Origin of the sequence: Mycobacterium sp. 1274756.6, from assembly GCF_001668625.1 — a bacterium.
In the GTDB taxonomy this organism is placed as follows: domain Bacteria; phylum Actinomycetota; class Actinomycetes; order Mycobacteriales; family Mycobacteriaceae; genus Mycobacterium.
Genome location: NZ_LZLJ01000044.1, coordinates 22,306 through 40,479, shown reverse-complemented (window position 1 = coordinate 40,479; position 18,174 = coordinate 22,306). Strand labels below are relative to the sequence as shown.

The 18,174-nt window shown below is 71.2% G+C and carries 15 protein-coding genes and 1 tRNA gene; 8 read left to right on the top strand and 8 right to left on the bottom strand.

Annotated features, from left to right (window positions below; translation table 11 throughout):
- The first annotated feature begins 1 nt into the window (after position 1).
- Entirely contained in the window at positions 2-862 is an 861-nt protein-coding gene (locus tag A5643_RS05735) for an alpha/beta fold hydrolase (protein WP_066852857.1), read from the top strand.
- 67 nt (positions 863-929) lie between these two features.
- Here the strand turns inward: A5643_RS05735 and A5643_RS05730 are convergent.
- Positions 930-1,003: transfer RNA gene (locus tag A5643_RS05730), tRNA-Ile, on the bottom strand.
- A 98-nt stretch (positions 1,004-1,101) separates the two neighbouring features.
- Between A5643_RS05730 and A5643_RS05725 the strand changes: the two genes are divergently transcribed.
- Positions 1,102-1,977, top strand: a complete 876-nt coding sequence (locus A5643_RS05725) for an alpha/beta fold hydrolase (protein WP_066852855.1) — start codon at positions 1,102-1,104, stop codon at positions 1,975-1,977.
- Positions 1,978-1,980: 3 nt separating this feature from the next.
- Here A5643_RS05725 and htpG read toward each other — a convergent pair whose 3' ends face one another.
- Positions 1,981-3,921: a molecular chaperone HtpG gene (htpG, locus tag A5643_RS05720; RefSeq protein ID WP_066852853.1), complete on the bottom strand. Its 1,941-nt coding sequence runs from the start codon at positions 3,919-3,921 to the stop codon at positions 1,981-1,983.
- Positions 3,922-4,073: 152 nt separating this feature from the next.
- Between htpG and A5643_RS05715 the strand changes: the two genes are divergently transcribed.
- Positions 4,074-5,345: an NAD(P)/FAD-dependent oxidoreductase gene (locus A5643_RS05715; protein WP_066852851.1), complete on the top strand. Its 1,272-nt coding sequence runs from the start codon at positions 4,074-4,076 to the stop codon at positions 5,343-5,345.
- 31 nt (positions 5,346-5,376) lie between these two features.
- Positions 5,377-6,366, top strand: a complete 990-nt coding sequence (locus A5643_RS05710) for an MOSC domain-containing protein (protein ID WP_066852849.1) — start codon at positions 5,377-5,379, stop codon at positions 6,364-6,366.
- Between the two features lie 4 nt (positions 6,367-6,370).
- On the opposite strand, the gene A5643_RS05705 is transcribed toward A5643_RS05710, so the two are convergent.
- Together A5643_RS05705 and A5643_RS05700 are read right to left on the bottom strand one after the other, a co-directional pair.
- Entirely contained in the window at positions 6,371-7,744 is a 1,374-nt protein-coding gene (locus tag A5643_RS05705; RefSeq protein ID WP_066852847.1) for a metallopeptidase TldD-related protein, read from the bottom strand.
- Positions 7,741-9,258, bottom strand: a complete 1,518-nt coding sequence (locus A5643_RS05700; protein ID WP_066852846.1) for a TldD/PmbA family protein — start codon at positions 9,256-9,258, stop codon at positions 7,741-7,743. The genes A5643_RS05705 and A5643_RS05700 overlap by 4 nt, the downstream gene beginning before the upstream one ends.
- Positions 9,259-9,291: 33 nt before the next feature.
- Here A5643_RS05700 and A5643_RS05695 point away from each other — a divergent pair, with 33 nt between their 5' ends.
- Genes A5643_RS05695 through A5643_RS05685 form a run of 3 tightly spaced genes read left to right on the top strand, consistent with a single transcriptional unit; the run spans position 9,292 to position 12,267 of the window.
- On the top strand, positions 9,292-10,155 hold the full coding sequence (locus A5643_RS05695; protein WP_066852844.1) for a carbohydrate ABC transporter permease: 864 nt from the start codon (positions 9,292-9,294) through the stop codon (positions 10,153-10,155).
- The gene (locus tag A5643_RS05690; RefSeq protein ID WP_066852842.1) at positions 10,142-10,954 is read left to right on the top strand and encodes a carbohydrate ABC transporter permease; all 813 of its coding nucleotides are present in this window, start codon (positions 10,142-10,144) and stop codon (positions 10,952-10,954) included. The genes A5643_RS05695 and A5643_RS05690 overlap by 14 nt, the downstream gene beginning before the upstream one ends.
- Positions 10,951-12,267, top strand: a complete 1,317-nt coding sequence (locus tag A5643_RS05685; protein WP_066852840.1) for an extracellular solute-binding protein — start codon at positions 10,951-10,953, stop codon at positions 12,265-12,267. Before A5643_RS05690 ends, A5643_RS05685 begins: the two co-directional genes overlap by 4 nt.
- Before the next feature lie 242 nt (positions 12,268-12,509).
- On the opposite strand, the gene A5643_RS05680 is transcribed toward A5643_RS05685, so the two are convergent.
- The 3 genes from A5643_RS05680 to A5643_RS05670 form a co-directional block, all read right to left on the bottom strand.
- Positions 12,510-13,388, bottom strand: coding sequence for a type IV toxin-antitoxin system AbiEi family antitoxin (locus A5643_RS05680; RefSeq protein ID WP_066852881.1), 879 nt, complete (start codon positions 13,386-13,388; stop codon positions 12,510-12,512).
- Positions 13,389-13,573: 185 nt separating this feature from the next.
- Positions 13,574-14,410, bottom strand: a complete 837-nt coding sequence (locus tag A5643_RS05675) for a CbiQ family ECF transporter T component (RefSeq protein ID WP_066852838.1) — start codon at positions 14,408-14,410, stop codon at positions 13,574-13,576.
- Positions 14,407-16,497 carry an ABC transporter ATP-binding protein gene (locus tag A5643_RS05670; RefSeq protein ID WP_066852836.1) on the bottom strand — a complete coding sequence of 697 codons (2,091 nt, stop codon included), beginning with the start codon at positions 16,495-16,497 and terminating at the stop codon, positions 14,407-14,409. The genes A5643_RS05675 and A5643_RS05670 overlap by 4 nt, the downstream gene beginning before the upstream one ends.
- 82 nt (positions 16,498-16,579) lie before the next feature.
- Here A5643_RS05670 and A5643_RS05665 point away from each other — a divergent pair, with 82 nt between their 5' ends.
- Positions 16,580-17,041: a MarR family winged helix-turn-helix transcriptional regulator gene (locus A5643_RS05665; protein WP_066852834.1), complete on the top strand. Its 462-nt coding sequence runs from the start codon at positions 16,580-16,582 to the stop codon at positions 17,039-17,041.
- Here the strand turns inward: A5643_RS05665 and A5643_RS05660 are convergent.
- Positions 17,038-18,141 (bottom strand): esterase-like activity of phytase family protein, encoded by a 1,104-nt coding sequence (locus tag A5643_RS05660; protein WP_231995467.1) that lies wholly within the window; start codon positions 18,139-18,141, stop codon positions 17,038-17,040. The genes A5643_RS05665 and A5643_RS05660 overlap by 4 nt on opposite strands.
- Between the last annotated feature and the right edge of the window lie 33 nt (positions 18,142-18,174).

Sequence of the window (18,174 nt, the reverse complement as noted above, 5' to 3'; positions counted from 1 at the left end):
CATGACCGATGTCACCCGCATCACCGGCTTTCGCCGCGGCGGGTTGTCCTTCGCAGTCCGCGACACCGGACCGGCCGACGGTACAGCCGTGGTGCTCCTGCACGGCTTTCCGCAGAACTCGTCGTCGTGGACCGCGGTGGCCGAGCGGCTCAACGCCGCCGGCTATCGGACCCTCGCCCCCGACCAACGCGGCTATTCACCGCAGGCCACCCCGCGCGGCCGGCGCCACTACCGGCTCGCCGAACTGGTCGATGACGTCGTCGCCCTCATCGATACAGCCGAGACCGGACCGGTACACCTGGTCGGGCACGACTGGGGCGCCGCGGTGGCCTGGGGTGTGGCCGCAAGCCACCCGCGGCGGTTGCGGTCGCTGACCGCGGTCTCGGTGCCTCACCCGAGTGCGTTCACGTCATCGATGCTGCGCAGCAACCAGCTGGCGAAATCCTGGTATATGGCGATGTTTCAACTGCCGTGGCTGCCGGAGTGGCTGATGCGCCAGGAGAACGGGATCTTCCAAACGATGCTGACCCGAACCGGACAGTCGCCGGAAGCGGCGCGTCGCGATATCCAGATGATGCGGCAGGGCGACACTGCGACCGGGGCGCTGAACTATTACCGGGCGCTGCCGTGGTCATTGCCGTCGATGCCGGCGCTGCGCCGACCGATCACCGTGCCCACCCTGCAGGTGTGGAGTGACGGGGACACCGCGGTCGGGGTGAAGGGCCACGAACTCAGCCAGCGGTTCGTCGCCGCCCCCTGGCGGCTGGAGACGCTGGCCGGAGTGAGCCACTGGATCCCCGACGAAGCCCCCGACGAGCTCGCCCGCCTCATCGACGAGCACGCCACCGCGACGGCGGCCTGAACGACACCGACAGCCCCTCGTCATCGAGGAAGTGTCAAGGGCCAACCGACGTCACACGCGAGGTATGTGGGGCGACCGGGACTTGAACCCGGGACCAACGGATTATGAGTCCGCGGCTCTAACCAACTGAGCTACCGCCCCCGAACGCCTGCGGCGCGCCACTATCGTGCCATGCCCGCGGGGGCGTCCCGCCGCGCGTCGTCTTCGCCCGATGCGCCGCGTTCTACGATCAGGGCGAGATGACCGCCGACGCCGCCACCCCGGACACCTTCACCGTCCCCGCCCGGGGCCTGCGCATCGTCGCCGACCGGCTCGGTGATCCGGCCGCCCCGGCGGTGGTGTTCCTGCACGGCGGCGGACAAACCCGCCGGTCGTGGGGCGGCGCCGCGGCCGCGGTCGCCCGCCGTGGCTGGCAGGCGGTGACCGTCGATCTGCGTGGTCACGGCGAGTCGGACTGGTCGGCCGACGGCGACTACCGGGTGGTCAGCTTCGCCGCCGACGTGAACGAGGTGCTGCGCCGGCTGCCGCCGCGCCCGGTGCTGGTGGGGGCCTCGCTGGGCGGGATCACCGCGATGCTGCTGGCCGGGGAGCTCTCCCCCGGCATCGCCGAGGCCATCGTCTTGGTCGACATCGTGCCGGACATGGATCCCGTCGGCGCCGGCCGGATCCACACCTTCATGGCCGAGAAGATGGAGACCGGGTTCTCCTCCCTGGATGAGGTGGCCGACGCGATCGCCGCCTACAACCCGCACCGGCCCCGCCCGACCGATCTGGCCGGGCTGGCCGCCAACCTGCGCCGCCGCGGTGACCGCTGGTTTTGGCACTGGGACCCGCAGTTCATCAGCGGCACGGCCGCACAGCCACCGCTGGAGGTCACCGACGTCGACCGGCTGCACAGCGCGGTCGCTGCGATCCTGGCCGACGAGGTGCCGATGCTGCTGGTGCGCGGTCAGGTCAGTGACCTGGTCAGCGAGCACCGCGCCGCGGCATTCCGCGCCCGTTTCCCGCAGGTGGAGTTCGTCGACGTCCAGGGCGCCGGGCACATGGTCGCCGGGGACCGCAACGACGTGTTCGCCGAGGCGGTGCTGGGTTTATTGACCCGCCGCCTCGGGTAGCGGCTACAGCGTCCGCGCCAGCCGCCCGGCCAGCAGTTCGGCGAACCGGGCCGGATCCTCCAGCATCCCGCCCTCGGCCAACAGCGCGGTGCCGTACAGCAGTTCGGCGGTCTCGGCGACCGCCGGATCGTCGGCGCGGTCGGCGTGCGCGGCGCGCAGCCCGGTCACCAGCGGATGGGTCGGGTTGAGCTCCAGGATCCGTTTGCCCATCGGGACCTCCTGGCCGGAGGCGCGGTAGATGCGGGCCAGCGCCGGGGTCATCCCGAACGCGTCGGTGATCAAACACGCCGGGGAGTCGGTCAACCGGCTCGACAGCCGCACCTCTTTGACGTGGTCGTCGAGGGTCTCCTGCAGCCAGCTCAGCAGGTCGGCGAAGTCCTTCTCCTGCTCCTTGCGCTCGGCTTCGTGCGCCGACTTCTCTTCCTCGGTGTCCAGGTCCACCTCGCCCTTGGCGACCGACTGCAGCGGCTTGCCGTCAAACTCGGTGACCACGCCCACCCAGACCTCGTCGACCGGGTCGGTGAGCAGCAGCACCTCATAGCCGCGGGCTTTGAACGCCTCCAGGTGCGGCGATTTGAGCAGCTGCTCGCGGGATTCGCCGGTGGCGTAGAAGATCTGCTCCTGGCCCTCTTTCATCCGCTCGACGTACTGCGCCAGCGTGGTGGATTCCTCCTCGCTGTGCGTGGAGGCGAACGAGGACACCGTCAGCAGCGTCTCCTGGTTCTCGGTGTCGGACAGCAGCCCTTCCTTGAGCACCCGACCGAACTGCCCCCAGAAGGTGCGGTAGTCCTCGGCCCGGTTGGTCTGCAGATCCTTGATCGCCGAGAGCACCTTCTTGGTCAGACGACGGCGGATCGCGGTGATCTGCCGGTCCTGCTGCAGGATCTCCCGGGAGACGTTGAGCGACATGTCCTGTGCGTCGACCACGCCCTTGATGAAGCGCAGGTAGGTCGGCATCAGGTCGTCGCAGTCGGCCATGATGAAGACCCGTTTGACGTATAGCTGCACCCCGGTGCGGGCGTCGGCGTTGAACAGGTCGAACGGGGCGTGCGACGGGATGAACAGCAGCGCTTGGTATTCGAAGGTGCCCTCGCCGCGCATCGCGATGACGTCGAGCGGGTCGTCCCAGGCGTGCGCGATGTGCTTGTAGAACTCCTTGTACTCGTCCTCGGAGACTTCGTCTTTCGGGCGTGCCCACAGCGCCTGCATCGAGTTGATGGTCTCGACCTCGGTGGTCACGGTCTCCTCGCCGCCCTCCTCGGCCGGCGGTGTGCGCCGCTCCACGGCCATCCGGATCGGCCAGGCGATGAAGTCGGAGTAGGTTTTGACCAGGTTGCGGATGGTCCACTCGGCGGTGTAGTCGTGCAGCCCGTCCTCGGCATCCACCGGTTTGAGATGCAAGGTGACCGAGGTGCCCTGCGGTGCGTCCTCGACCGTCTCGATCGTGTAGGTGCCCTCCCCGCTGGACTCCCACCGGGTCGCGTCGCCCTCCCCGATCTTGCGGGTGAGCAACTCGACCTTGTCGGCGACCATGAACGCCGAGTAGAAGCCGATCCCGAACTGGCCGATCAACTCTTCGGAGGCCTCCTCGCTCTTCGCCTCACGGAGCCGCTGGCGCAGTTCGGCGGTGCCGGATTTGGCCAGGGTGCCGATGAGGTCGACGACCTCGTCGCGGGTCATACCGATCCCGTTGTCGCGCACGGTCAGGGTGCGGGCCTCGGGATCGGTGTCGATCTCGATGTGCAGATCGGAGGTGAGCTCCCCGGACGGGTCGAGGTCCTTGTTGCGGAAGGCTTCCAGCCGCAGCTTGTCCAGGGCGTCGGAGGCGTTGGAGATCAGCTCCCGCAGGAACGAATCCTTGTTGGAGTACACCGAGTGGATCATCAGATCCAGCAACTGGCGGGCCTCCGCCTGGAACTCCCGCTGTTCGACACGCGCGTTCATGCCACTCCCCTCACCGGACTCTGTCTCGAATTTAGCGAGGCCCGTACCGCCGCTGTCAACGCCCTCCCGGCCGGCGGCCCTTTCCGGCCCGGGATCGCCGGTGTTCACCTGCCGCGATACGCGACGCGCCGAATCAAGCTAGCCTCGCGATCATGGCTTCAGACGATGCTCGGACGGTTTTTCACGACGTCATCGTGGTCGGCGGCGGCTTCGCCGGGGTGGCGGTCACCCGCCGGCTGGCCCGCAAGGGGGTCGACGTCCTGCTGGTCGACAAGAACAACTACCACCAGTTCCAGCCGCTGCTCTACCAGGTCGCCACCGCCCAGATCGGCACCTCGGAGGTGGCCCGGCCGCTGCGGGCGATCTTCCGCCGCTACCGGCGGGTCCGCGTCGTCGTCGACGAGGTGACCGGCGTGGACCCCGCCGCCAAGCAGGTGACGCTGTCCGACGGCACGATCTGCCGGGCCAAGATCCTGGTGCTCGCGCCCGGCGCGTCGGCCAACTACTTCGGGATCGACGGCGCCCGCGAGCACACCTATCCGCTCTACAGCCTCGACGACGCCATCCGGCTGGGCGCCAAGATGGTCGCCCACCTCGACGACGCCGACTCCCCCGCCGGGATGAAGCGCCGCCTCGACCTCATCGTCATCGGCGGCGGGCCCACCGGGGTGGAACTGGCCGGCGCGGTCGCCGAGAACGTCCACACCGCGATCGCGGCCGCCTTCTCCGAGGAGTTCGCCCGCGGCATCAGCATCAAGCTGGTCGACATGGTGCCCACCGTGCTCGGGCCGTTCTCGGACAGGTCCCAGGCCTACGCGCGTGAGCAACTGCAGAAGATGGGCGTCGAACTACGGCTCGGCACCAAGGTGACCGCGGTCCGGCCCGACGGCGTCACGCTGGCCGACGACACCGAACTGCCCGGCGACGTGATCGTCTGGGCGGGCGGACTCAAGGCACCGCAACTGATCGCCGACACCGCGCTGCCCCAGGGCAAGGGCGGACGCGTCGACGTCAACCCCGACCTCACCGCCCCCGGATTCGACGGCGTGTACGTGCTCGGCGACAGCGCCAACATCACCGACAGCAAGGGTCGTCAGCTGCCGCAGCTGGGTTCGGTGGCCCAACAGTCGGGCAAGTGGGCCGCCCGCAACATCCTCGCCGACCTGTCCGGGCGCGCCCGCACGCCGTTCCGCTACCTGGACAAAGGCATCATGGCGATGATCGGTCGCGGCGCCGCGGTGGCCGAGCTCGGCCCGCGCCGGCTGCAGATGCAGGGCCCGATCGCGTTCGTGTCCTGGCTGGCCGTGCACGCCGCCCTCCTCTCGGGGATCTGGCAGCGCCTGGGGGCGGCGGCATCCTGGGCGGTCAGCTACCTCACCCCGAGCCGACCGCAGATCGTGCTCGGCCACGTCGACACCGATTGAGCCCGCGGCTACTCGGGTAGGCTCGCGCGGGATGGTCGAGATCGGGCGCATCACCGGGATCTGGCGGTATCCGGTGAAGTCCATGGCCGGACAGCGCATCACCACCGCCGAAGTCGGTGAACTGGGCGTGCACGCCGACCGGACCTGGGCCGTGCGTGACCTGGCGAAGGACGCGACCACCAGCGCCAAGCGGCTGGCCGGTCTGCTCTTGTGCAGCGCGCGTTATGCGCAGCCACCGCCGCCGGAGGCCGGTCCGGGGCACGCACCCGAGGTGATCATCGAGTTCCCGGACGGGACCGAGATCTCCAGCTCCGATCCGGAAGTCCACGCGGCGCTGTCGTCGTACCTCGACCGCGACGTGGAACTGCGCCCGCTGCCGCCGATCGAGGACCGCGACCAGTACCGCGGGACGATGGCGACCCCCTCCGACATCCACTCCTACTTCGGCCTCGATCCCGACGAGCCGCTCCCGGACCTGTCGATGTTCCCGGTGAAGAAACTCGCCGAGCTGAGCCGCTACATCACCCCGGTCGGCAGCTACGTCGACGCCTATCCGATCCACGTGATCACCGAACAGACGCTGCAGGCCATGGCCGGGCTGGCGCCCGGCTCGGATTTCGACGTCCGTCGGTTCCGGCCCACGATTCTGGTCGACGCCGCCGGCTCGTCCGACTCTCCGGAGACGGACTGGTGCGGCGGCACGCTGGTCGCCCCACAGGCCGAGCTCAAACCGCTGCTGCCGACGGTGCGCTGCGTGATGCCTTCGCATGCCCAATACGAACTGGCCCGCGACCGGCAGATCACCCGCACCCTCGCCGCCCACGCCCACCACTGCCTCGGGGTCTACGGAACCGTCGGACGGCCGGGCCGACTGCGCGAGGGAGACCCGCTGGAATTCCGGCCGGCGCACCGCTCGCTGATCTCCTCGACCGCCGGTGCGGGCGCGGCGATGGTCAAGCGCCTGCTGATGAAGGCCGGCACGGCGGCGATCTCGCGCGGCGTTCAGGTCGGACGCCGCTGAGGCGTCACTGCGCCTGGCTCACCGACGACATGTGGAAGTCGGGGATCCGCAGCGCCGGCATCGACGCCCGGGTGGCCCAGTCGCCCCATTCGCGGGGCAGGGTCGGCTCGCTGACGCCGGCTTCACTGGCGCGGCGCAGCAGATCCAGCGGGCTCTCGTTGAACCGGAAGTTGTTCACCGCGGCGCGCACCGCGCCGTCCTCGATCAGGTAGACGCCGTCGCGGGTGAGCCCGGTCAGCAGCAACGTGGTCGGGTCGACCTCGCGGATGTACCACAACGTGGTCAACAGCAGCCCACGCTCGGTGCCGGCGATCATCTCCTCGAGCGTGGCCTGCCCGCCGGTCATCAGCAGGTTATCGGCGGCCACCGCGACCGGGGCGTCGTACTCGGCGGCGTAGGCCCGCGGGTAGGCCAGCGCGGTGATGACGCCGTCGCGGATCCAGTCGGTGCGGGTGATGTCCAACCCGTTGTCGAACACCGACACCGTCTCCGAGGAGCTGGTGGCCGCGACGAACGGGGTGCAGGCCAGCCCCGGGGCGTGCGGGTCGGAGTAGAGGGTCAACGGCAGGGCACTCAGCCGCTCCCCCACCCGGGTGCCGCCGCCCGGCGCCGACAGCGCGGTGCGGCCCTCCTGGGCGCCGCGTCCGGCCATCGTCCAGCCGAGGTAGATCAGCATGTCGGCCACCGTCGACGGGGGCATGAGCGTCTCATAGCGGCCGGCCGGCAGGTCCACGCTGCGCGCCGCCCAGCCCAACCGGGTCTCCAACTGCTCGAGCAGCGAATCGGTCGGCACGGCAACGAAATCCGGTGTCGCCACGCCGGCCCAGGCGCTGGCGCCGGCCTTTTTGGCGTTGATCTCCACCGATCCGGTGGGCTGGGTGAACCGGCGCCGCAGCCCGGTCGAGGAGGCCACGAAGACGGTGTCCACCTCGTGGCGGGCGAAGCCGTACAGGGTGGACTTGCCGCCGAAGCCGCGACTGAGCGGCCCGGTGAGGCCGGCGAACGTCTCCGGCCCGGTGCCGGGCACCGCGTCGTCCCAATCCGCCGGCGGGTCACCGCCGGGGAGCAGCGGCGCGGCGTCGCGGGCCGGGGACGCGGCCGCCGCGGCGTCGGCGGAGGCGGCAACCAGACCCGGCAGCGCCGCCGGATCCACTTCCGCGGTGGTCAGCGACCCGACCCGGGCGCCGGCGTCGTCGCGCCGGATCGAGATCACCGTGGTCTCGCGGCTCACCGAGGCGCCGTTGGTGGTCATCGAGTTGTTCGCCCAGCGCAGCGACGCCTGCGCCCGGTCGGTGACGACCACGATCGTCTCCTCTGCCCGGCCCAGCCGGGCGGCCTCGGCCAGGGCCGACTCCACGACCTGCTGCGCGGGGATCATCGGCCGGCCTCACTGCGGGTGTTGAGCACGTTGACGCCGCGGAACAGCGCCGCCGGGCAGCCATGGCTCACCGCGGCCACCTGACCCGGCTGGGCTTTGCCGCAGTTGAACGCCCCGCCGAGCACCCAGGTGCGCGGCCCGCCGACCGCCTCCATCGAGTTCCAGAAGTCGGTGGTGGTGGCCTGATAGGCCACGTCGCGCAGCTGGCCGTCGATGCGCCCGCCGCGGATCCGGTAGAACCGCTGTCCGGTGAATTGGAAGTTGTAGCGCTGCATGTCGATTGACCAGGACCGGTCCCCGACGATGTAGATGCCGTCATCGATGCGTCCGATCAGATCGTCGGTGGAGACGTCGTCGGGGGCGGGCTGCAGGGACACGTTGGCCATCCGTTGGATCGGTACGTGGTGCGGGGAGTCGGCGTAGGAGCAGCCGTTGGAGCGCTGCTGCCCGAGCCGCGGCGCGAACACCCGGTCGAGTTGATAGCCGACGAAGACGCCGTCGCGCACCAGGTCCCAGCGTTGGGCGGCCACTCCTTCGTCGTCGTAGCCGATGCTGGCCAGGCCGAACTCCTCGGTGCGGTCGGCGGTCACGTTCATCACCGGCGAACCGTAGCGCATGCTGCCGAGCTTGTCCGGGGTGGCGAACGAGGTGCCGGCGTAGGCCGCCTCGTAGCCGATGGCACGGTCGTATTCCGTTGCGTGCCCGATGGATTCGTGGATCGTCAACCACAGGTTCGACGGGTCGATCACCAGGTCGGTGGGCCCGGCCGCGACGCTGGGCGCCTTCATCTTCTCGGCCAGCAGCACCGGCAGCTGAGCCAACTCGTCCGACCAGTCCCAGATCTCGTCGCCGGCGACCAGCTCCCAACCGCGTGCGGTCGGCGGCGCCAGGGTGCGCATGGAGTCGAATCCGCCCTCGGCGGTGTCGACGGTGAGGGCGGACAGCGTCGGCATCAGCCGTACCCGCTGCTGGGTGATCGCCGAGCCGAAGGTGTCGGCGTAGAAGCTCTGCTCCTTGACGGCCATCAGCGCGGCGGTGACGTGGTCGACGCCGTCGGCGGCCAGCAGCCGACCGGAGTAGTCGTCGAGGACGGCGATCTTGTCGGCGGCGGGCACCTCGAACGGGTCGATGTCGTAGCGCGACACCCAGGTAGCGTCGGGGTAGACCGGTTCGGGCGCCAACTCGACGCGTTCCCGGTTCAGCGGCGCCAGGGCTCGGGCCACCGCCACCGCGCGCCGGGCGGTCTCGGCGGCGACGTCGGCGGTGAGCTCGGCGTGCGAGGCGAAGCCCCAGGTCCCGTCGACGATCACCCGCACCGCCAGGCCCAGTTCCCGGGTGACCGCGGCGGTTTCCAGTTCCCCGTCGCGCAGCGCGATCGTCTCGGTGGTGATGCGGTGAATGCGCAGGTCGGCGTGGCTGGCGCCGGCGGCGGTGGCCGCGGACAGGGCGGCGTCGGCCAGTTCTCGTCGGGGCAGCGCGAGAAACTCCGCGTCGATGCTGCGTTTCGGTGTCACCCCTTCACCGTAGCCACCGGTTTTAATACAGCAATGACCCGACGCAGCACCGCGCTGGGGTATGCGCTGCTGGCCCCGAGCTTGTTCGGGGTGACGGCGTTTCTGCTGCTGCCGATTCTGGTGGTGGTGTGGCTGAGTCTGCAGCGTTGGGACCTGCTGGGCCCGATCGAGTACGTCGGGCTGAGCAACTGGGCCGCGGTGCTCTCCGACGCGACGTTCGGCAATTCGCTGGCGGTGACGCTGGCGTTCGTGGCCATCGTGGTGCCGGCCCAGACCGTGCTGGGTCTGGGCGTGGCGGTGTTGCTGGCCCGGGATCTGCCCGGCAGTGCGGTGTTTCGGACCGTCTACGTGCTGCCGTGGATCTGCGCACCGTTGGCGATCGCGGTGTTGTGGCGCTGGCTGCTCGCGCCCACCGGCGGGGCGATCAACACGGTGCTGGGGCAGCGGGTGGAGTGGCTCACCGATCCGGGGCTGGCGCTGCCGGTGGTCTCGGCGGTGATCGTGTGGACCAACGTCGGCTACGTGGCGCTGTTCTTCCTGGCCGGCATCCTGGCGATCCCCGCGGAGTTGCACGCCGCCGCCCGCACCGACGGAGCCAGCGGCTGGCAGCGCTTCACCCGGATCACGGTGCCGATGTTGCGTCCGACCATGTTCTTCGTGCTGGTGACCGGGGTGGTCAGCGCGGCGCAGGTGTTCGACACCGTTTACGCGCTGACCGGGGGCGGGCCGGCCGGGCGCACCGACCTGGTGGCCCACCGCATCTACGCCGAGGCGTTCGGGGCGGCGGCTATCGGGCGGGCCGCGGTGATGTCGGTGGTGCTGTTCGCCCTGCTGGTCGGGATCACCGTCGTGCAGCACTTGTACTTTCGTCGTCGGATCTCCTATGACCTCACGTAACACGCTGGTCTACGGGCTGCTGGCGGTCGCCGCGCTGATCACCCTCGCGCCGTTCGGCCTGGGATTGCTGACCTCGTTCACCTCACCGCGCCAGTTCGCCACCGGCAGCCCACTGGCCTGGCCGAATCCGGCGGTGCTGACCAACTACGCCGACCTGGCCGGGGCCGGGTTCGGCCGCGCCCTGGCGGTGACCGCGCTGATGACCGCGGTGATCACACTGGGGCAGCTGACCTGTTCGGTGTTGGCGGCTTATGCGTTCGCCCGGCTGCGGTTTCCCGGCCGGGACGCGCTGTTCTGGGTGTATCTGGCCACGCTGATGGTGCCGGCCACGGTGACCGTCGTGCCGCTGTATCTGATGATGGCGCAACTGGGGCTGCGGAACACGTTCTGGGCGTTGGTATTGCCGTTCGTGTTCGGTTCGCCGTTCGCGATCTTCCTGCTGCGTGAGCATTTCCGCACCATCCCCGACGCCCTGCTCAACGCGGCGCGCCTGGACGGCGCCAACACCCTGGACATCCTGGTGCATGTGGTGGTGCCCGCGTCCCGGCCGGTTCTGGTGACGCTGACGTTGATCACCGTGGTGTCGCAGTGGAACAACTTCATGTGGCCGTTGGTGATCACCAGCGGTCCGAAGTGGCGGGTGCTGACGGTGGCGACCGCCGGACTGCAGTCGCAGTACAACGCGCAGTGGACGCTGGTGCTGGCGGCCACCACCGTGGCCGTGGCGCCGCTGCTGCTGCTGTTCGTGGTGTTCCAACGCCAGGTGGTGCGTTCGATCGTCGTGACGGGGCTGAAATGATCCGGCGCTCCACGCTCGTGGCTGCGGCGATTGCCGGGCTGGCCGCGCTGTTGGCGGTGGCCGCGGTCCTGCTCGACGTCTCCGGCGCACCGCGGGCGGGGGTCACGGTGGTCACCGTCCGACTCTGGGATGAGCAGGCCGCCGCGGCCTACCGGGCGTCGTTCGCCGCGTTCAGCGCCGCCAACCCCGACGTCGAGGTGCGGGTGAACCTGGTGTCCTATGCGTCCTATTTCGACACGTTGCGCACCGATGTGGCCGGCGGCGGCGCCGACGACATCTTCTGGCTCTCCAGCGCGTATCTGGCCGACTACGCCGACAACGGCCGGTTGCTTCCCATCGCCGGGGACGCCTCGGGGTGGGAGCCGAGCGTGGTCGAGCAGTTCACCCGCGACCAGACGCTGTGGGGAGTACCGCAACTCACCGACGCCGGGATCGCGCTGTACTACAACGCCGACCTGCTCGCCGCGGCCGGCGTCGACCCGGCCGAGTTGGATCGGCTGCGCTGGGATCCCGCCGGTGCCGACTCGCTGCGTCCGCTGCTGGCCCGGCTCACCGTCGACGACGCGGGCCGCACCGCCGATTCCCGGGGTTTCGACGCCGGCCGCGTCCGGCAGTGGGGCTACAACGCCGCCAACGACATGCAGGGCATCTACCTGAACTACATCGGCTCGGCCGGCGGGCAGTTCCGTGTCGGTGACCGGTTCGTGTTCGACAACCCCGCCGCGGTGCGGGCCTTCGAGTATGTGGTCGGGTTGATCAACCACGACCACGTCGCACCGCCGGCGTCGGAGACCAACACCAACGGCGACTTCTCCCGTAACCAGTTCCTGGCCGGCCGGATGGCGCTGTTCCAATCCGGCACCTACAACCTGGCGGCGATCGCCGGGCAGGCCGAGTTCGCCTGGGGGGTGGCGCTGTTGCCGTCCGGGCCGGCCGGGCGGGTCAGCGTCACCAACGGCATCGCCGCGGCCGGCAACGCCGCGTCCGAGCACCCGTCGGCGGTGCGCCGGGTGCTGACCTGGCTGGGCGGGCGGCAGGGCAACGGGTATCTGGCGGCACGCGGCGCCGCGATCCCGGCGGTGCTCGCCGCGCAACGCGACTACCTCGACTACTGGGCCGGCCGCGGCGTCGACGTCAGCCCGTTCTTCACGGTGCTGGATGGCCCGCGGATCACCGCGCCGGGCGGGACCGGCTTCGCCGCGGGCTACCAGGCGCTGATCCCGTTGTTCGACGAGATGTTTCTGGGTCGCGCCGACGTCGCGACGACGCTGGAACGCGCCGAGCGGGCCGCCAACGCCGCCGCGCAGCGGTAGCGGTCGGTGGTCGTCGCCGAGTGCTCGCGGGGCTTGCGGGGCTCGCGGGGCTTTAGCGTCCCCCGCGCTCCCGGCGCTCGCAGCGCTCCAAGCGCTCCCCGGCGCTCGCGAGGCAGAAACGATGCAGCGAAAGTGCGAGTGGGCGTCTGCATATTTTCTGTCTCGCAGCCGGGAGCCGTGGGGCCGGGCGGGACGGCCGGGAAGCGTGGGGACGGGGAGTCGCGCGGCGGGCCCGCGGCAACCTAGGCCGCCCGCCCGACGCGCGGCGACCGCAGTTGACCTTGCCAACCCCGGGACCGCATCGCCCGTTCGACGCGAGCGATGATGTCGGGGGGCCGGTCCTCGGCGATCACCCGGACATTGATCCAGCCCAGCTGCGGCAGCAGGCGTTGACGCCGCTGGTCACGCACGTATTGGCCGCGATCGGCGCGGTGCTGGTCGCCGTCGTACTCCGCGGCGACACCGAACTGTTCCCAGCCCATGTCCAGCACGGCGACCACCCGCCAGTTCAGGTGCACCGGGATCTGGGTGGTGGGCACCGGGAAGCCGGCGTCGATGAGCAGCAGACGCAGCCACGTCTCCTTCGGTGAGGCCGCGCCCCCGTCGACCAGGGACAGCAGTTCGCGAAGCTGCCGCAGGCCACGGACGCGCGGGTAGCGGCGGGCCAGCCCCAGCACGTCGTCCCGGGCGAACGGCGTCGCCCGCATCAGCGCGTCCAGCCGGGCCAGCGCCTCACCACGGGGCCGGTGCCGGACCAGGTCGAAAGCGGTTCGGGCCGGAGTGGTCACCGGGATGCGGCAGGCGACGGTCTGTTCGTCGGCGGCCATGGTCTCGTTGCGGGCCCGGATACCGGGCGGCGGGTGGCAGTTGCGCCAGATCAACTCGATCGGGACATCCGGGTCCACCCACCGCGCCCCGTGCAGCGCCGAGGCGGCCACCCCGGCGATCGGGGCGCGGCGATGCGACCAGAGCCACGCCCCGATCGTCCGGTCCCGCAGCGAAGCCTGCTCCCGTCGGGCGAGGTAGACGTCGGGGTAGATGCTGCGGTACCAGCGCTGCAGTTCGTGGCGGGTGACGTCGCCGTTGGCGACGGCCTCACTGCCCAGAAATACCCGCTGCATGCCCGCGAGCATGCCGTGGCCCCCCGACACCTCCGCGAGAGCGAAGATATGCAGGAAAAGTGCGAGAAGCGCCCTGCATGGTTTCTGCCTCGCGGCTTGGCGGCGGGCGCGTCGCGGCGTGGGGGCGGAGCGGCGTGGGAGCGGGCGCGGGCGCGGGGAAAAAAGCGGCGAGCCCCAAACGCGCCCTACACCGTGCTGGTGGACAGCACGGTCAGCTCCAGCAGCAAAGCCAACGCGCAGACCACGGCGACGATCGCCAGCGCCACCCAGTCCCTGCGGTGCGGCCGCGACGGGTGCGCCGAGATCTGCCCGCCCCCACCGCGGGCGGTGATCGCGTCACCCATCTCATCGGCGCGGCGCAACGCCACCGTCATCGCCGCCGCGAGCAGGTCGATGACCTCCGCCGCCCGCTGCCGGCGCCGCGCCCGGCGACTCTTCGGGGTGTGCTTGGGGCGCAGCCGACGCGCGGCGTAGAGCACCCGGAACTCGTCGATGAGCATCGGGAAGGCCCGCAGCGCCAACGCCAGCGTCACCGCCCAGTCGTCGACGGGGATGCGCAGCCGGCGCAGCGGGCGGCCCAGGGTGGCCACCGCGGGCGCGATCTCGGCGACATTGGTGGTCCACGACACCATCCCACCCAACCCGAGCAACACCAGCGACAGCGCGGTGATGCGCAGGAAGTGCAGCAACCCGCCGAATTCCAGCGACACCGATCCCAGCGTCAGCACCGGGCTGCCGCCGGCGAGGGCGGCGGTCCCCGCACCGATCGCCAGCAAGATCCACAAAAACCGCGGTATCGACGGCAGCGCCCCCGCCGGGATGCGGGCGAGGCGCGCGGCCGCGAAAACTAGGGCCGCCACCGCGGCGATCGGCACCCAGCCCGGGTAGAAGGTCAACAGCACCGAGATGCCCAGGACCACCAGCAGTTTCGTACCGGCCCACAGTTCGTGGATGGTCGAGGTGCCCGGCACCGGGCGCAGCAGCACCACCGGGCGGGGGGACCGCGACGTCGTCTCGCTCACACCACACCTCCCGTCGCGGCGGCCGAATGCAAGGTGCCCTCGCGCAGGTGCACGACGCGCGGGCACAGCCCCTCCATCCCGGTGGCATCGTGGGAGATGACCACCACCGTCAGGCCGGTGTCCTGCCGAAGGCGTTCCAGCAGCGTCCGCAGGCCGCGTTGGCTCGCCACGTCCAGCCCGGCCAGCGGCTCGTCGAGGATCAGGGCGCGCGGCGAGCGGGCCAGCAGCCCGGCCAGCACCACCCGGCGCATCTGCCCGCCGCTGAGCTGGTCGATGCGCCGGCCGGCCAGGGTGGCGTCGAGGCCGACCCGGGCCAGCGCCGCGATCACCCGGTCACGGTCCTCGGGCGGGAAGCCGGCCGCCGAGGCCACCTCCCGGTCCACCCGGCCCCGCATCAGCTGCAGCCGCGCCGCCTGGAACGACAGCGCCACCGCCCCGACCTGCTCGTGCGCGGGGCGGCCGTCGAGCAGGCAGACACCGGTCGACGGGACCGTCAGCCCGGCCATGATCCAGGCCAGGGTGGATTTACCCGAGCCGTTGCCGCCGTGGACGAGCACGCCGTCGCCCTCCTCGACGGTCAGCGTGACGTCGCGCAGGGCGGCGTTGGCCCACGGGGTGCCGCTGCCGTATTCGTGGCCGACGCCGCGCAGCTCCAGCACCGGTGGTCCGGTCCGCGGCTCGCTCGCCGCGCCGGCGGGGGCGGCCGGTGCGGCACCGGTGTTGTCGCGGGTGGGGCTGAGCGCGATGACCCGGTCGGCGGCGTTGGCCTCGTCGTCGAAGTGGGTGATGTGCACCAGCGCGGTGTTGTGCCGCTCGGTGAGGCCGGCCAGCACCGCCAGCAGCCCTTCCCGGCCCTGCTGGTCGACCATGCTGGTGACCTCGTCGGCGATGAGCAACGCCGGTTCCCGCGCCAGCGCCGCCGCCACCGCCAGCCGCTGCAACTCCCCGCCGGAGAGGCTGGCGGTGTCGCGGTCGGCGAATCCGGTGAGCCCGACCTCGGTGAGCAGGCGCTCCACGTCGGTGTGCGCGCCGACCGGCAGGCCCCACACCACGTCGTCGGCGACCCGGGTGCCCAGCACCTGGCTCTCCGGGTGCTGCAGCACCACGGCGGTGCCGCCGGGGCGCCCCAGCCCCACCGCGCCGGGTCGCTCCACCGTCCCGGCGGTGGGGGTGCGACCGGCCAGGATCAGCATCAAGGTGGTCTTGCCCGCCCCGTTGGGGCCGGTGACCGCGATGTGGTCGCCGGGAGCGATCTGCAGGCTGACCTCGCGCAGCGCGTCCCGGTCGGTATCGGGGTAGCGGTAGCGCACCGCGTCGAAACGCACCGGCACCGGGCCGGCCGGCCCGCTCTCCGCGGGCGCGTCGAGTTTGTGGACGTCGGGCACGCCGCGCAGCCGCTCCAACACCCGCGACAGCGCCCACCAGCCGACCAGCGAGACCCCCAGGATGCTCAGCACGCCGTGCGCCAGCAGCAGCCAGGGCCAGTAATGCAGCGCCAGGGTGAAGAACCGCTGCAGTCCGGCGCCGGCCGGTTCCAGCCACCGCACCGGGACCATCAGCGGTTTGAGCCAGGAGACCTGATCCCCGGCCCACGCTCCGCGCCCGGCTAGCCACCCCATCACCGAGGCGAGCCCGTCGACGTTGGCGGTGATCGCGGCGAACACCAGCAGGCGCAACCGGGAGAGCACCGCCAGGGCTGCGACGGCCACGGCACCGAAGATCACCCCGGCGACCAGCGCAACCGCGATCACCGTCGGGGTGCCGCGGCCGCGGCGTTTGATGGTGCCGGTGAGCCCGCCGATGTAGGCGCTGCTGATCACGGTCATCAGCCCGCCCATCCCGGCGATGAGGAAGGCGATCAGCCCGGCGGCGACGGTGGCGGCCAGCAGCGCCCGCAGCCGGTAGCGGTAGGCCAGCAACCCGGTGGGCACGGTGCCCAGCAACGCCAGGCCGGCGGCGAACGGCACCACCACCGCGATCACCGCGGTGGCCGCACACAGCGCCGCCATCACCGAGGCCTGCGCCAGTTCGGCGGGTCGCAACGTCCGGGCCCGTTCGGGCCGGGCCGCCGGGCCGGTTGCGTGCATTGCCCGATTCTGCCAGTCGCCGCTCACCGGCCGCGGCACGCGGTCGGTGGTTTATTTAGAAAGGCTATGGAATTATGGGGGCATGGGATCCTCCTCGACCGAAACCGGTGTGAGCCTGGGCGCCGACCTGCTCGGGGTCATCGCCCGCGTCAACCGGCTGGCCACCCAACTGGTGCAGATGCCGCTGTCCGGGGCGCAGGCGCGGCTGCTCGCGGCGATCGAGGAACTCGGTGAGACCCGCATCGGAGACCTGGCCGCCGCCGACCACTGTTCCCAGCCGACGATGACCACCCACGTGCGTCGCCTCGAGGAAGCCGGCCTGGTCACCCGGGCCGGGGACCCCGACGACGGCCGCGCGGTCCGCATCCGCATCACCGACGAGGGGGTGCGCACCCTCGACCGGGTGCGCGCCGACCGGGCGGCTGCCATCGACCCGCAGTTGGCGCACCTGGCCGACGAGGACCGGGCGGCGCTCAGCGCGGCGATCGCGGTGCTGCACCGGGTGCTCGACCATGCCGCCCCGCCGCGTCGGGTCGGCCGCTAATCCTCGATCGCCAGCGCCAGGAACTGGGTGATCTGGCGCGGTGAGAAGTTGTCGTCGGTGACCAACACCACACTTTGGCGCCCATCGGGCAGCCGCGGGCCCAGCGTGATGCCCTCCACGTTGTCCAGCGGGGCGATCTCCGGTGTCGCGGTGAGGTCCAGCGCGAGGGTCTTGGTCAGCGGCGTGACCGGCGTGTCGGCCAGCGACGCGGTCTCGAGCACGTCGGTGGCGTCGGCGACCTCGGCGTAGAACAGCCGCACCACCGGGCGCGGCGCCCCGGCCCGCTCGATCACCAGAAATCGCGACTCGGTCAGCGCCACCAGGTCGGTGAGGCCGTTGGACCGGGCCGGCGCGCCCGCCGGCTCCAGCGGGTAGGCGTACTGGGCGACCGGTTCGCCGGTGGCGACGTCGAGTTTGGTGATGCGGGTCAACGCCCCGTGGTCGCGGTCGGGCGGATCGCCGTCGTCGTAGCCGGGCCGCTCCATACCGGCGTAGAGGAACCGCCCGTCGGGGGTGAGGGTCAGCCCCTCCAGGGCACTGTTGCGGCGCGGGCCGCGCCGTTGCTCCGACATCGCCAGCACCGGCGGCAACGCGAACTCGCCCAGGTAGGCGCCGTCGAGCCCGGCGGTGCGCACACCCGGGTCGACCAGCACCGGCGGGCGCCGCTCCCCTTCCGAGGACCAGTACAGCCGCTGGCGGCGGGCGTCGAACGCGAGCCCTTCCGGATCCGGGGGCACCAGCGGCGGCGACGCGGCCAGATCACGCGGCGGGAACGGCTGACCGGTCTCGTCCAGCAGCGGCCGCACCCCGGTGACGACGACGTCGTCGATGCCGCGCTCGGAGACCTCCAGGCGCACGGTGTAGAAGCGGGCCGGGCCGAGGTTCGAGCGGTCGTCGCTGAGCACGTAATAGCGGTCGCGACCCGGGTCGTAGCTGAGCGCGGAGAGTCCGCCGAGGACGGTGCCGTCGAAACCGGCGCCCGGCCACAGCCGGAACTGGCCCAGGTAGGTCAGGGCGCCCGACCCGGCGGCGGGGCGGCCCGGGCCGCATCCGGTGAGCAGCAGGCAGCCGGCCAGCAGCGCCGCCAGGAGACGGGTCACCCGGCCATTCAAACCCACCCAAGCCGGCCCGGC

Bases quoted from the DNA above. Each gene is read 5' to 3' on its own strand.
- A5643_RS05735 (WP_066852857.1), top strand. From the start codon at position 2: ATGACCGATGTCACCCGCATCACCGGCTTTCGCCGCGGCGGGTTGTCC.
- A5643_RS05725 (WP_066852855.1), top strand. From the start codon at position 1,102: ATGACCGCCGACGCCGCCACCCCGGACACCTTCACCGTCCCCGCCCGG.
- htpG (WP_066852853.1), bottom strand. From the start codon at position 3,921: ATGAACGCGCGTGTCGAACAGCGGGAGTTCCAGGCGGAGGCCCGCCAG.
- A5643_RS05715 (WP_066852851.1), top strand. From the start codon at position 4,074: ATGGCTTCAGACGATGCTCGGACGGTTTTTCACGACGTCATCGTGGTC.
- A5643_RS05710 (WP_066852849.1), top strand. From the start codon at position 5,377: ATGGTCGAGATCGGGCGCATCACCGGGATCTGGCGGTATCCGGTGAAG.
- A5643_RS05705 (WP_066852847.1), bottom strand. From the start codon at position 7,744: ATGATCCCCGCGCAGCAGGTCGTGGAGTCGGCCCTGGCCGAGGCCGCC.
- A5643_RS05695 (WP_066852844.1), top strand. From the start codon at position 9,292: ATGACCCGACGCAGCACCGCGCTGGGGTATGCGCTGCTGGCCCCGAGC.
- A5643_RS05690 (WP_066852842.1), top strand. From the start codon at position 10,142: ATGACCTCACGTAACACGCTGGTCTACGGGCTGCTGGCGGTCGCCGCG.
- A5643_RS05685 (WP_066852840.1), top strand. From the start codon at position 10,951: ATGATCCGGCGCTCCACGCTCGTGGCTGCGGCGATTGCCGGGCTGGCC.
- A5643_RS05680 (WP_066852881.1), bottom strand. From the start codon at position 13,388: ATGCAGCGGGTATTTCTGGGCAGTGAGGCCGTCGCCAACGGCGACGTC.
- A5643_RS05670 (WP_066852836.1), bottom strand. From the start codon at position 16,497: ATGCACGCAACCGGCCCGGCGGCCCGGCCCGAACGGGCCCGGACGTTG.
- A5643_RS05665 (WP_066852834.1), top strand. From the start codon at position 16,580: ATGGGATCCTCCTCGACCGAAACCGGTGTGAGCCTGGGCGCCGACCTG.